Source organism: Streptosporangium sp. NPDC000239, from assembly GCF_040300765.1.
Lineage (GTDB): Bacteria > Actinomycetota > Actinomycetes > Streptosporangiales > Streptosporangiaceae > Streptosporangium.
Window position 1 is genome coordinate 86096 of record NZ_JBEPEI010000018.1, and the last position, 12651, is coordinate 98746.

13 protein-coding genes and 1 tRNA gene are annotated in these 12651 nt (G+C 69.2%); 8 read left to right on the forward strand and 6 right to left on the reverse strand.

What is annotated here, in order from left to right; genetic code table 11:
• Nucleotides 1-695: 695 nt before the first annotated feature.
• Nucleotides 696-785, reverse strand: a tRNA-Ser gene (locus ABT340_RS33200).
• Between the two features lie 488 nt (nt 786-1273).
• Entirely contained in the window at nt 1274-1837 is a 564-nt protein-coding gene (locus ABT340_RS33205; RefSeq protein WP_352014836.1) for a YceI family protein, read from the reverse strand.
• Nucleotides 1838-1938: 101 nt separating this feature from the next.
• Between ABT340_RS33205 and ABT340_RS33210 the strand changes: the two genes are divergently transcribed.
• The gene (locus ABT340_RS33210) at nt 1939-2451 is read left to right on the forward strand and encodes a MarR family winged helix-turn-helix transcriptional regulator (protein WP_352014837.1); all 513 of its coding nucleotides are present in this window, start codon (nt 1939-1941) and stop codon (nt 2449-2451) included.
• Here ABT340_RS33210 and ABT340_RS33215 read toward each other — a convergent pair.
• On the reverse strand, nt 2411-2920 hold the full coding sequence (locus ABT340_RS33215; protein WP_352014838.1) for a SigE family RNA polymerase sigma factor: 510 nt from the start codon (nt 2918-2920) through the stop codon (nt 2411-2413). The genes ABT340_RS33210 and ABT340_RS33215 overlap by 41 nt on opposite strands.
• Nucleotides 2921-3226: 306 nt before the next feature.
• Here ABT340_RS33215 and ABT340_RS33220 point away from each other — a divergent pair, with 306 nt between their 5' ends.
• Nucleotides 3227-4204: a hypothetical protein gene (locus ABT340_RS33220; RefSeq protein ID WP_352014839.1), complete on the forward strand. Its 978-nt coding sequence runs from the start codon at nt 3227-3229 to the stop codon at nt 4202-4204.
• Between the two features lie 5 nt (nt 4205-4209).
• Nucleotides 4210-5055, forward strand: a complete 846-nt coding sequence (locus ABT340_RS33225) for a MauE/DoxX family redox-associated membrane protein (RefSeq protein ID WP_352014840.1) — start codon at nt 4210-4212, stop codon at nt 5053-5055.
• Nucleotides 5056-5179: 124 nt separating this feature from the next.
• Here ABT340_RS33225 and ABT340_RS33230 read toward each other — a convergent pair whose 3' ends face one another.
• Nucleotides 5180-6361: a DUF8462 domain-containing protein gene (locus ABT340_RS33230; RefSeq protein WP_352014841.1), complete on the reverse strand. Its 1182-nt coding sequence runs from the start codon at nt 6359-6361 to the stop codon at nt 5180-5182.
• A gap of 380 nt (nt 6362-6741) precedes the next feature.
• Here ABT340_RS33230 and ABT340_RS33235 point away from each other — a divergent pair, with 380 nt between their 5' ends.
• From ABT340_RS33235 to ABT340_RS33250, 4 genes are read left to right on the forward strand one after another with little or no spacing between them, the layout of a single operon-like run.
• On the forward strand, nt 6742-7512 hold the full coding sequence (locus tag ABT340_RS33235) for a M15 family metallopeptidase (protein ID WP_352014924.1): 771 nt from the start codon (nt 6742-6744) through the stop codon (nt 7510-7512).
• 53 nt (nt 7513-7565) lie between these two features.
• The gene (locus tag ABT340_RS33240; protein WP_352014842.1) at nt 7566-8429 is read left to right on the forward strand and encodes an NUDIX hydrolase; all 864 of its coding nucleotides are present in this window, start codon (nt 7566-7568) and stop codon (nt 8427-8429) included.
• A 31-nt stretch (nt 8430-8460) separates the two neighbouring features.
• A complete protein-coding gene (locus ABT340_RS33245; protein WP_352014843.1) occupies nt 8461-9468 on the forward strand; it encodes a permease in 1008 nt (335 codons plus the stop codon).
• A complete protein-coding gene (locus tag ABT340_RS33250) occupies nt 9465-10157 on the forward strand; it encodes a TIGR03943 family putative permease subunit (RefSeq protein WP_352014844.1) in 693 nt (230 codons plus the stop codon). Before ABT340_RS33245 ends, ABT340_RS33250 begins: the two co-directional genes overlap by 4 nt.
• Before the next feature lie 6 nt (nt 10158-10163).
• On the opposite strand, the gene ABT340_RS33255 is transcribed toward ABT340_RS33250, so the two are convergent.
• Together ABT340_RS33255 and ABT340_RS33260 are read right to left on the reverse strand one after the other, a co-directional pair.
• Nucleotides 10164-10931, reverse strand: coding sequence for a PrsW family glutamic-type intramembrane protease (locus tag ABT340_RS33255; protein ID WP_352014845.1), 768 nt, complete (start codon nt 10929-10931; stop codon nt 10164-10166).
• Between the two features lie 91 nt (nt 10932-11022).
• Nucleotides 11023-11589, reverse strand: coding sequence for a cadmium resistance transporter (locus ABT340_RS33260; protein ID WP_352014846.1), 567 nt, complete (start codon nt 11587-11589; stop codon nt 11023-11025).
• 115 nt (nt 11590-11704) lie between these two features.
• Here ABT340_RS33260 and ABT340_RS33265 point away from each other — a divergent pair, with 115 nt between their 5' ends.
• Nucleotides 11705-12436 (forward strand): hypothetical protein, encoded by a 732-nt coding sequence (locus ABT340_RS33265; protein WP_352014847.1) that lies wholly within the window; start codon nt 11705-11707, stop codon nt 12434-12436.
• Nucleotides 12437-12651: the final 215 nt, after the last annotated feature.

Here is a 12651-nt window from a genome sequence, read left to right on the forward strand (position 1 = left end):
GACGATCGGTGGTAGCCCGTCGGCGGCATGAAAGGGTCTCTCCATGCGCACGTTGAAGGTGCTTACGGACTGGTTCTGGCGAGTAGACGCGTCATTGGGCGGTGCCGCCAAGCCGCATCGCGGTCAGCGGTTCTCAGCGGCCCATCCTGCGCGCCTCGGGCTGATCGCCGCCGCCGTTGTCTGCGGCTTCCTGGGCATCATCTTGTTGATCGGTGCCGCAACGGGATGGGAACACGCTTTCACGTCGGCCACCTTGCTCTTCTGCCTCTGCGTAACCGTCTTCGCCGGGGCGTGCATGATGGGCATCGGCTACTTCGAACGCAGGCGTCAACGCCACTATGGGGCCTACCGACACGAGGTTCAGGATGAGCCTGGCATCGACGCGGGCACCCCAGGCCAACGCGCGGCACTCGCGCCGCCGCGCTTGGTACCCGGTGGAGCTGTGCCATGCCGGTGGACAGGCGTTCGTTCGCCGTACACACCATTTCAACGGTGCCGGAGGTGCGTGAGACCTGGCGGTGGCGGATCCGTAAGGCGTTGCTCTGCGGCCAGACCCGGTAGGACAGGCCCCTGGTCTTGGAGGGGGCCGTCCCGCCGCGTCCCTCGCACCGCGCCGCCTGTGGTGGCGCGACCACGACGCCTCCGGAGATCAGAAAGGCCCTCCCCCCGTTGCCGGGGAGAGGGCCTTTCTTCTGCGGAGGCTCGGGGATTTGAACCCCGGATGGGCGGTAAACCCAAACCGCATTAGCAGTGCGGCGCCATAGACCTGACTAGGCGAAGCCTCCTGGTTGCCGAGTGGCTCAGCATAGAGTACCGGCCATCAGGCGAGGCAGCAAAGCGGTTCCCGCAGACGCCGTGTCGGGGAGGCGTGTACCGGTTATCCACTCCTGTGGATAACTTTGTGCACACCTGTGGACGATCAGCGATTCTCGCAGGCAGACACGGCTGTGAGTCTGGGGATTCCCGCCAGACGAGACGTCCGGTACCACCTGACGGAATATCAACTTCCCGGGAAAGCCGGAGGGTACTGCCCCGACCACACAGGCGGGCGCCGGACCCCAAGCCCAGCCGTACCCAAAGGCCACAGGAGTGATCTCACCGGAAAATCCACAGGCTCCCTCCCGAACACCGGAAAGGAGCCTGTGGACAACGAATCCCGAACGCCGGGAGGGAACCTGTGGACGACGACTATCGGGCGACGAAGGTCACGACGCCGGGCAGGCGGCGAGGACCACGACACCACGCGGGCCCATCGACCCTCCCATGACGATCGTCAGGCGGCGGGGTTGGCCTCGCCCTCGATCTCGATCTTGATCTTCTTTCCGACCAGGACGCCACCGGTCTCCAGGGTCTGGTTCCAGGTCAGGCCGAACTCCTCGCGGTCGATCTCGGTCGTGATGGAGAAGCCCCACACGGACTGGCCCCAGGGGTTGGTGCCCGCGCCGCCGTACTCGACGGTGAGCTCGACCGGCTTGGTGACGTCGCGGATGGTGAGGTCACCGAGGACGGTGAACTCGTCGCCGGAGTGGCCGACCACGCGCGTGCTGCGGAAGGTGATCTCGGGGAACTTCTCGGCGGCGAGGAAGTCGTCGCCACGCAGGTGGCCGTCGCGGTCGGCGACGCCGGTGCTGATGCTCTCGGCCTTGATCGTCAGCTCGGCGGAGGACTCAAGGGGGTTCTCGGCGACGGTGACGCTTCCGGCGAACTGGTCGAAGTGACCGCGGACCTTGCTCACCATCATGTGCTTGACCATGAAGCCGATCCGGGTGTGGGCGGCGTCGAGGTTGAAGGTACCCGCGGCGGGGAGCTGAAGGTTCTCCCAGGTCCGAGTGGTCATGACTACTCCTGAAGAGGTGCTTGCAGTGCGGATGTTTGCGTCAACAGATTTCTACATGAGGAATATTCCCCACGTCAACCATCATCGGTTAAAGTGGAACGGTGACCTCCTTTGACGACTCCCGGTTAACGGCCATGGGCCTGTTCGCGGAAGCCTTCGGCGGCCTGCTGGCGAAGACCCACACCTCCTTCGCCGAGGCGGGGCTCTCGGACATCGACTTCGAGACCCTCATCCGGTTGGCACGTTCCCCGGGCAGGCGCCTGCGCATGAGCGACCTGGCCGCACAGACCAGCCTGTCCACCAGTGGGGTGACCCGGGTCGTGGACAGGCTGGAACGTGAGGGACTGGTCGCACGGCAGGCGTGCGCGACCGACCGCAGGGCCTCCTACGCCGTGATCACCCAGGCGGGCACGGACCGGCTCACCGCGGTGCTCCCCCGGCACCTGGCGGACATCGAGGAGTGGTTCACCGGCCTGCTCCCCCCCGAGCAGCTCGATGTCTTCCTCGACATGCTGCGGACGATCCGCGACGCCGTACGGCCGTGCGCGACGGCCGGGGCGGAGTCCGGGGAGTCTAGCGCTGGGGCTGCGGCTGTCGCTGCTCAGGAACCGTGAGATCGCCGCGTAGCCGCGCCATCGCCCTGGAGACCGTGCTCTTGACGGTGCCGACGCTGATGCCCAGCGCCCTGGCGATCTCCGGCTCGGTCATGTCCTCGTAGTAGCGCAGCACGACGGCGGTCCGCATCCTGGTCGGCAGCCGGTCGAGGGCCTGTTCGACCTGCTCGGGCAGATGGCCCGAGCCGCTGACGAGGACGGGCTCGGGGATCTCCTCGGCGGGATACTCCTCCAGCTTGCGCCGCCGCCACCAGGAGATGTTGATGTTGACCATCGCCCGGCGCACGTAGGCGTCGAGCGCCGCGCGGTCGTGGATGCGGCCCCAGGCCAGATAGGTCTTGAACAGGGCGGCCTGGAGCAGGTCCTCGGCGTCACTGGGATGCCCGGTGAGCTGACGGGCCGCGCGCAGCAGTGTCGGACCGCGAGCAACGACGTACTCGCGGAACTCCTCATGGATTCCGCCGCTCACCGCGATCACCAGCCTGTGGTCAGGTGTGCCTCGTGGCCAGAATCGCAGCCAGAGCCCCTAAACCGGCTGAACCGGAACCTATATTTCGTCCCGTCAACAGCAAAGAACGCCTCCCCCAGGCAGAGGTGTCCCAAGTCGGAGTCAGGTACTGGTTTGCCCTAGAACGGGGAATGACCCGTTCCACCGGGAGGGGGAATTTTGCTACCCCGCCACCCCACCGACAGGATTATTGGCCGAAGCGAACGGCGAGACTCCCGTGAGCGTGTGACGCTGACCGGGAGACCTTCGCGAAACATGGGAGTGACGATGCCGTATCGCAGCGCCGACCGCCGCCGCGTGCTGGCCGCCGCCGTGCTTGGCAGATCCCTCGACTCCCCCGGCTCCCCCGACGAGCGGGAGCCGGACCCCGAGGCCGACTCGGAGGAGGGGGAGCCCCTGCGTTCGATCACCGGCGAGATCCTGGACGTGAGCCCGCACCTGATCGTCGTGGAGACCCCCGAGGGGGAGGAGGAGCGGCTCGTCATCGCGCCGTGGGCGACCGCATGGCGCGGTGAGAACGTCTCCCCCGCCGACCTGCCGGTCGGTGCCCACGTGATCGTCAGGGCCCTGCAGGGCGGCCGGGTCGTCGACCGGATCTGGGCCGACATCACCCGCATCACCGGCGTGATCCAGTCCGTCGGCAGCGGCCGCAGGGACCTCACGGTCGAGCTGTACTGCGGGCCCCACCGGGGGCGGCGCACGATCGTCATCCCCTACGGCGCCTCGGGACGCCTGCGGGTACGGCACCCGCAGTTCGAGCCCGGCTACCTGTTCGACGCCATCGGAATCCGCGAGGACGGTGTCGCCCACGCCCGTCTGCCCGCGACCTCCCAGCCGCCCTACCGGTGGACCTCCGTGCCGAAACCGCCTCCCGGGTACGGCGCGCAGGCCCGTATCTCGGGCACCTCGACCTGGTCCGACACCTTCGACTGGGGTGAGCGGGGCGTGGCCTATCCCATGCTGGAACACGCCGACAGCGACTGCCAGGACGCCGGCGTGTCCTGTACGGCGCTGCCGTACCTCGCGCTGGGTTCCGCGCTCAGCGTGCGCAACGTGTGCGCCGGGCGGACCTCGGTGCTTCCGATCGTGGCCTGCGGCTGCCTGGCGGGCCGGTTCTGCGACCGCTGCCTGGAATGCGGCACCTCTCCCCGTGGCCGGATCGTGGAACTGTCGCCGGTCTCCTTCGTGGAGCTCGGCGGGGAGCTGACCAAGGGGTGTTTCAACGCCCGGGTCGGATTGGGGTGACACAGATGCTGACGATGATCGCCGCCGCGCAGCTTCCGGTGCTGAGCGCGCTGCTCGTCGCGGGAGCGCTCGCCAAGGTGTGGACGGCCAGAGGCGAGGCGGAGCCGGGCGTGCTGAGCAGGCTCGGTCCCGCGGTGCTGGTGGCCGACCGCTGGCGTGCGCCCGCCATGCTCGGCTGCGCGGCCGGTGAGGTGGTCCTGGTCGCCGGGCTGGTGACGACGGGTCATCCGGTGTTCCGCTGGGGTACGGCCGCGTTCTTCGCCGTGTCGACCTACGTGCTGTGGGAGCTGCGGCGGCGCCGTCCGGACGTGGGGTGCGGCTGTTTCGGCGAGGTCAGCGCGGTGCCGGTCGGGCTGCGCTCGCTGGGGCGCACCATGGTGCTGACCGCCATGTCCCTCGGGCTGGTCTGGACGCCGCGGATTCCGGGCTGGGCGCTGTTGTCCGGTATGAACTGGACGCAGGCGGTCGCCGCCCTGGGCGGGCTGCTGGTGCTCGCCGTACTCTCGCCGGAGATCGAGGAGGCGGCGGCGCGGCTGCGGTATCGCGCGCCGTGTGAGCAGCGCCCGCTCGACCCCGCGCACGCCCTCGGCCGGCTGCGGGCGAGCGCGACCTGGCGCTCACACGTGAAGCTGCTGTCGAGCACCGAGCCCGTGGACAGCTGGCGTGAGCTGTGCTGGCGGTTCTTCGTCTACGAGGGGCGCGGTCACACGGGTGAGCCGGTCGAGGTGGTCTTCGCGGTCTATCTGAGCGGGCGGCACCCGGCGGTGCGGGTGGCGATGGTCGGCTTCGACGGACAGCCGGTCGAGGAGATGTCTCTGCTGGAATCTATGCCCGTATCGGCTGGACGCTAGAGAGCTCTAGATCTTTCTAGCGGTTCCATACAGCTCTATACGGCTCTCTAGCTTCCCCACTAGAGAGCCGTATAGAGGGCTAGGGCCCCGTGTAGACCGTGACATCACTATATCGAACATGTGTTCAAACGGGCTGGGAACGCAGGAACTTTCCGAAGTGTGGCACCGTGAACGCGATGAATCCGCGCTCGGCGCTGTAGATCAGGCCCTTCTTGATCAGGCTGTCACGGGCCGGGGAGAGGCTTGAGGGCTTACGGCCCAGCCCCTCGGCGACCTCCGCGGTGGCCACCGGCTCGTCCCCGATGGCGGCCATCGCGTGCATGTAGTCACGCTCGGCGGGTGTCGCCCGCTCGTATCGGCTGCCGAAGAAGCCGACCGCCAGCTCCTCCTCCGCCTCGGGCGCGGAGACCTTGATGTCGTCGGCGGTGATCGGGCTGCTCAGCGCCAGGTCCCAGGCCACCTTGCCGTAGGCCTGGACGAAGTAGGGGTAGCCGTCGGCCGCCTCGTAGAGGGCGTCGAGGGCCTCCTGGGTGAACTCGACCCCCTCGCTCTCGGCGGGGGCGATGAGCGCCAGGTCGGCCGCCTCTCGGTCGAGCCGGTCGATCCTGGCGTAGCGGAACAGCCGCTCGGAGTAGCTCTTGCTGGCCGACAGCACGCCGGGCAGGTGCGGCAGGCCCGCGCCGACCACGATCAGCGGGCCGCCGCTCTGGGACAGCTCGTGACAGGCTGCGCAGAGCGCGGAGACGTCCGGCGCCTGCACGTCCTGCATCTCGTCGATGAACAGGGCGATGCCGACCCCCAGGTCGGTGGCGACCCCGGCGGCGTCGACGAACAGCTCGGTGAGGTCGATCTCCAGGTCGCCCGAGTCGGCGCGGCCCCGGCTCGCGGGCACGTCGATGCCCGGCGACCAGTGCGAGGTGCCCTTGGCCGCGCTCGGGTCGCGCATCGCGAAGGCCTTGAGCACGCCGAGGAACTCCTCGATGCGCTCCGGCGCGCGGTGCCGGGGGGCGAGCTCACGGATGGCCAGGTGCAGCGCGGCGGCGACCGGGCGCCGGATCGACTGGTCGGGCCTGGCCTCGATCTTTCCCGTGCCCCACAGCCGCTGCATGGCCATGGACTTGAAGGTGTTCAGCAGGACGGTCTTGCCGACGCCGCGCAGGCCGGTGATGACCATGCTGCGCTCGGGACGACCGCGGGCCACCCGCTCCAGGACGATCTCGAACTGCTGCAGCTCTCGGTCACGCCCGGCGAGCTCGGGAGGGCGCTGCCCCGCGCCGGGGGCGTACGGGTTGCGCACGGGGTCCACGGTCTCGGACTTTATGACGGGATATAGCGGCCGAGGTAGATTTCCGTAGAAAGGGCTACGGCGTGTCGCACGAGGCCGTGCGCAGGGGTGCGTCGCGGGGACATGGGGTGTCTCGGGCACCGCGAGCATCGCCATGACACACCCCCATCTGGGCAGACACCGCCCGAACCCGTGTTCGATCCGGTGCGACCGACTGTAGCGCCCCTTCGAACACCTGCGCGGGATTTTCGCCAAAAACCTCGGCCAAGGAACGTCAGGGCGCGGGCGACCGTACGGGGCGGTGGGGCGCGGCGGCTACCCTTTGTCACGTCAGGTGGCCGGACGACTACCACGGTCCGCCCGGCGTGCGGCGACGACAAGTGAGAGGCTCACGACTCGTGATGCGTAGTATCCAGGCGACGCTCGCGGTGGCCACCGCCTGTCTCACGACCGGTCTCGCGACGGCGTGCGGCACGACCACCGCCCAGCGGCCCGCCTCCGGTTCCCCCGTCTCCCAGACCTCCGCGGCCGACGAGACGGCCCAGAAGACGGTCCAGGAGACGGCACCCCCGGCTCCGGGCTCGACCCCGAGCCGTACGGCCCCGCCGAAGTTCTCGGCCACGGTCTCCAAGGTCACCCGTGAGCAGGTCAAACACTCCTGGCGGCCGGGTTGCCCCGTCCCCCTCGACGGCCTGCGGATGATCACGATGACCTACTGGGGCTTCGACGACAAACCCCACACCGGCAAGCTGGTCGTGAACAAGGACGCGACCGAGGCCATCACCAAGGTCTTCGGCCGTCTGTACGACTGGCGCTGGCCCATCTACAAGATGGAGCCCGTCGACGCCTACAAGGGCGACGACTTCGACTCCATCGACGCGAACAACACCTCGGCGTTCAACTGCCGCGCGGCGACCGGGTCGAGTCACTGGTCCCAGCACGCCTACGGCAGGGCCGTGGACATCAACCCCCGCGAGAACCCCTACGTCTCGGCCGACGGCTCGGTTGCGCACAAGAACGCCAGGAAGTTCGCCAAGCGCCCGGTGGACGCCCCCGGCGTGGTCAACCCCGGCGACCGGGTCGTCAAGGCCTTCGCCCGGGTCGGCTGGGGCTGGGGCGGCGACTGGTCGGGCATCAAGGACTACCAGCACTTCTCCGCGGGCGGAAACTGAGCGCCCGCCCCGCGATCAGAACCGGCCGGAAGAGGCGGTGCGATGATGGGGGCATGGCGGCCAAGGACGGGGACGGGTGGGTCGAGTGCGCGCTCGGCCATCGGCACTGGGGGGTGTACGGCGCGGCCGGACTGCTGGCCGTGCATCATGACGACGCCGGCACCCCGCGTGTGCTGATGCAGGAACGTGCCGGGTGGAGCCATCACGGCGGCACGTGGGGCCTGCCCGGCGGCGCGCTCGACAGTCACGAGAACCCCGTGGCGGGCGCGTTCAGGGAGGCGGGCGAGGAGGCCGGGCTGGACGGCGACGACCTGCGGATCCAGGGCGTCTACGTCGACGATCACGGCGGCTGGTCCTTCCACACGGTGATCGCCGCGACTCCCCGGCTGCTGGACGCCCTGCCGGCCAACGACGAGAGCGTCGACCTGCGCTGGCTCACCCCCGACGAGATCCCCGACAGGCCGCTGCATCCCGGTTTCGCGGGAAGCTGGCCGGTGATCGGGCGGGCGCTCGGTCCCGTGCTGGTCGTGCTCGACGCCGCGAACATCGTCGGCGCCCGTGCCGAACACGGCTGGTGGCGTGACCGCGCGGGGGCCACCGCCAAGCTGGTCTCCGAGGTCGGCGCCCTGGCGGCCAGCGGCGTGCGCGCGCTGCCCGCCAGGGCACCCACGCTGACCAGGTGGTTCCCCAGGTTCGCCGTGGTGGTCGAGGGGGCGGCCCGTGACGTCCCCGGGGTTCCCGGGGTCACGATGATCTCCGCGCCCGGCAGCGGTGACGACGCCGTGGTGCGGGCCGTACGGCAGGCGCCGGGGTGGGAGCACGTCCTGGTCGTCACCGCGGACCGGGGGCTGCGTGAGCGGGTCGTCGCGCTGGGCGCGGACGTGACCGGCCCCAGGTGGCTGTTGTCCCAGCTGTGATGGACCGTAGGGATCTGACACGATATGGATCATGTTTGGGTCCCGGAGTGGCTGGGATGACGAGGGGGTTCTGCCGCCTGACTCGTGGGGGCGGGGCACGTCGCGACTGCCGTGGGGGTTCGCGTTCGTCGTCGTCCTGTTGGTCGTGGGCAGGCTCACCCTCACTCCCCACCTGACCTCGCCCGCCCTGCGGACCTGGGCGACGGTGTTCGTCGCCGTGTGCGTGCAGGCGCTGCCGTTCCTGGTCTTCGGGGTGGCGCTGTCCGCGGCGATCACCGCGTTCGTCCCGGCGTCCTTCTGGACCAGGGCGCTGCCGAGGCGTCCTGCCGCCGCGGTGCCGGTCGCGGGCCTGGCGGGCGCGGTGCTGCCGGGGTGCGAGTGCGCCTCGGTGCCGGTGGCGTCCGGCCTGATGGCGCGGGGGGTGACGCCCGCCGCCGCGCTGGCCTTCCTGCTCGCCTCCCCGGCGATCAACCCGGTGGTGCTGGTCTCCACGGCCGTCGCCTTCCCCGGGCAGCCGATGATGGTCCTGTGCCGGTTCGGCGCGTCGCTGGCCGTCGCGGTGCTGACCGGCTGGCTCTGGTTGCGGTACGGCCGTCACGAGTGGCTGCGCGTTCCCTCCCCTCCACACGGTGCGGGCGGCAGGCTCGCGAGGTACGGCGAGGCGATGCGGCACGACCTGCTGCACGCGGGCGGATTCCTTGTCGTGGGAGCCCTGGCCGCGGCCACGCTCAACGTCGCCGTCCCCCGGGAGTGGCTGGACGCGGTCGGTGGGGTGCCGTGGCTGGCCGTACCGGTGATGGCCGTGCTCGCGGTGCTGCTGTCGATCTGCTCGGAGGCGGACGCGTTCGTCGCGGCCTCGATGACCGCGTTCCCCGCGACCGCGAAGCTGGCCTTCCTGGTGGTCGGGCCGATGGTCGACCTGAAGCTGATCGCCCTGCAGGCGGGCACGTTCGGCAGGGCGTTCGCGGTCAGGTTCGTCCCGGTGACGTTCGCGCTCGCCGTACTGGTGAGCGCCCTGTTCGGAGAGGTGCTGCTGTGAGCCGCGTGACCCAGAGCCTCGTCCTGGCGCTGCTCGGCGGCGTCGTGTTGTGGATCTCGGGGTTCTCCACGAGCTATCTGAACTACGTCAAACCGGGCTTCCGGCCGTTCCTGGTCGGGGCGGGGGTCGTGCTGGTGGTTCTGGGCGTCGCGGGGCTGTTCACCAAGCGCAAACATGATCACGGACATGGGCACGGGCACGGGGTCGCGTGGTTGCTGTGCCTGCCGGTCTTCGCGATCCTCCTGGTGGCGCCGCCCGCGCTCGGCTCCTTCGCCGCGGCCAGGTCGCAGGCGCCCGCGCTGCCCAAGCGGGATCCCGGCGCCTTCGCTCCGCTGGCCGGGGGCGGTCCCGTGGACATGCCGATCGGCGAGTTCATCGGCAGGGCGTGGGACGACGACAAGAAGTCCCTCACCGGCCGTGCCGTCCGGCTGACCGGCTTCGTCGTCCCGGCCAGGCGCGGGGGCGAGTGGTACGTCACCCGGATGCAGATCGCCTGCTGCGCGGCGGACGCCTTCGCGCTGAAGGTCCTGGTCAAGGGGATCAAGGCACCGCCGAGGGACACCTGGGTCGAGGTCACCGGGACGTGGGTCCCGCACACGTTCGGCAAGATGCCCAACGGGTTGATCTACCCCGAGTTGGCGGGGACCAGGCTGGCGAGGGTACCGGCGCCCGCGGAGCCGTACGAGTAGGGCCTCCTAGACGGAGGACGGTGCCGTCTCCGACGGCGTGGCCTTCTCCAGGTCGCGGGTCGCCCGATGGAACAGCCAGTAGCTCACCGCGGCGACCACCGGGAAGAAGAGCTTGACGCCGCCGGGCAGGTCGAGGATGAGCAGGCCGTCGTTGAGCGAGTGGAGTACGGCCGCCGCCGCGAAGGCCGCGGTGACCGCGCTGGTCAGCACGACCCGTCTCCTGGTCTGCCACACCCCGAAGGCGACCGCGCAGACCAGGCCGGTCCAGGCCAGGTGGCTGAACGGGGTGGTGAGCCCCCGCATGAACAGCACCATCCCCGCCTCAACGGCGCTGTCGTGCCTGATGCTCTTCCAGGCGTACGACATCGACTCCATGATGGCGAAGCCGGTCGCGCAGGACAGGCCGAGCGCGACGCCCGCGGGCTTGGTCAGGTGCGCCCCGGTCAGCGCGACCGCGAGCAGGGGGACGAACTTGGCCGCCTCCTCGATCCAGCCGACGCGCAGGATCGTAGGGTTGTCCTTCTCCGAGATGAGCAGGGCGTCGAAGTAGCCGCCGAGCAGCAGGGCGACACCCCCGCCGAACAGGAACATCCCCACCAGCGTGGTGCCCGGCACGCTGTCGCCGATGCGGGTGCGGTCGTGGATGGCGAGGAGGAGGGCGGCCGGGCCCGCGGCGGCGCCGTAGAAGAAAGCCGCGGGCATCACGGCGCGGTTGCCGACCATTTCCATCATGAAGATCAGGGAGGCGGACAGCGCCATCATTGCGATCCACACTTTGAACCATCTATGGCGATAGAACCGTAAATGTCCTCGCATGTGGAACTATTCCCCATTCGAGGCCGTGCAAATTCGGACGAATGGTGCATTATTCGCTAAAGAGCGTGCCCGCCAGGATGGTCACGCCGATCACCATGAAGATCACGGGAACGAGCCACCGCCCCCACCGGTCGACCAGGTCGATGACCCTTCCGTGGGAGCCGAGCCAGGAGGCCGTGACACACCAGAGCGCCACGAGCACCGCGAAGACCGCGACCGTGACGAGGCTCGCCACGGTACCGGCCGTACGGAACAGCGGGGTGTAGACCGAGATGTTGTCGGCGCCGTTGGCGATGGTCACCCCGGCGATCGAGACCACCCCGGAGGCGACCGGCCGCTCGTCGTCCGCCTTCGCCAGGAGTCCCCGCACCCCCAGGCCGAACGGCACCAGCCCCAGCAGCCCGACCCACCGGTCCGGAACCACGGTCAGTCCGAGCGCCGCGACGGCAGACACGGCCACCAGCGCCGCGATGCCGGTGTACTGCCCCGCGACGATCTTCCACGGCCTGGGAGTGGCCTTCGCTCTCGCCGCCAGGAACAGTACGGTCAGGATGACGATGTCGTCCACGTTCGTCCCGGCGAAGACGACGGCCGCCGTACCGATCGTTTGCCACACGTGGGCATTATGTCGGCTGGGGTGGCTCCGAATTCGGGGGTTAAGATCGATTTAGTCGCGACTGTGCCGTACCGCCCGTTCCATACCGGTCCCATCGGCCCCCCGGAGGTTTCGCGTGGCCCACCCGCCGCCGCAGTACGGCAGGCCACAGCGGGGCGAGACGGGCCGGGGTGTCGCGGCCATCCTGACCATGGTCATCGGCGTGCTCATCGCGGCGACCATCGCGCTGGTGATGGTGCTCAACCCCGTCTCGACACCGAAGGACACCTTCCCCACCCAGGGGGCCGAACGCTCCGAGTCGTCGGCGCGACAGGCCGCCCAGCTCGCGCTCGACACCTACTCAAGCGGGTCCTACGGCGACTTCTGGGACCTGTGGAGCACCCAGTCGCAGACAGTGATCAAACGGGAGGACTACGTCAGGCTGTTCCAGCTCTGCCCGCCCCTCGTCCAGGACGGCCGGTTCACCATCTCCAGCGTCGCGGTCGAGGGCGACCACGCCACGGTGCAGGCGACCGGACCCGGGGACCAGAGCGAGTTCGGCTTCGTCTTCGAGGGCGGCGAGTGGCGGTACACGCCTCCCGCGCAGCAGGAGACCGACTACCGGACCAAGACCGTGGACCAGCTGGCCCAGGAACGACGGACCGCCGGCGGCTGCGGCAGGGCCTCGGACCCCTCCGCCGCCCCTTCTGCGACCCCTTCGTCCAGCCCCTCCTACGGCGCCCCGACTGATCCGTCCGCGACCCCTTCGTACGGCTCCCCTGCCGATCCGTCCGCCGTTCCCTCGTACGTCCCCTCGACGGCCCCGGACCCCAGCTCCGTGCCGACGTCGTTCCTCATGCAGGGCTGACCGTTCCGCATGGGATCCGTTCTCCTCTTCCCGGCTTCAGCTCTTAAACCCAGAAAAGCCCAGGAAAAGCACCGTAAAGGCTTTCACAGCCTGGGTGGAAAATGGGCAACCATCCCGATAAATCACTGAAGACGGCCTAGCGCACCCTCATCTCGCAAATCATCAGTCAACTCTGTGGCATCGCCGGTATGTCACGAATATCGTGAGATCGTATG

What these genes read in the sequence shown, in the direction of transcription:
- ABT340_RS33205 (WP_352014836.1), bottom strand. Translation starts at nt 1,837, where the DNA reads ATGACCACTCGGACCTGGGAGAACCTTCAGCTCCCCGCCGCGGGTACC.
- ABT340_RS33220 (WP_352014839.1), top strand. Translation starts at nt 3,227, where the DNA reads ATGCCGTATCGCAGCGCCGACCGCCGCCGCGTGCTGGCCGCCGCCGTG.
- ABT340_RS33225 (WP_352014840.1), top strand. Translation starts at nt 4,210, where the DNA reads ATGCTGACGATGATCGCCGCCGCGCAGCTTCCGGTGCTGAGCGCGCTG.
- ABT340_RS33235 (WP_352014924.1), top strand. Translation starts at nt 6,742, where the DNA reads ATGCGTAGTATCCAGGCGACGCTCGCGGTGGCCACCGCCTGTCTCACG.
- ABT340_RS33240 (WP_352014842.1), top strand. Translation starts at nt 7,566, where the DNA reads ATGGCGGCCAAGGACGGGGACGGGTGGGTCGAGTGCGCGCTCGGCCAT.
- ABT340_RS33245 (WP_352014843.1), top strand. Translation starts at nt 8,461, where the DNA reads ATGTTTGGGTCCCGGAGTGGCTGGGATGACGAGGGGGTTCTGCCGCCT.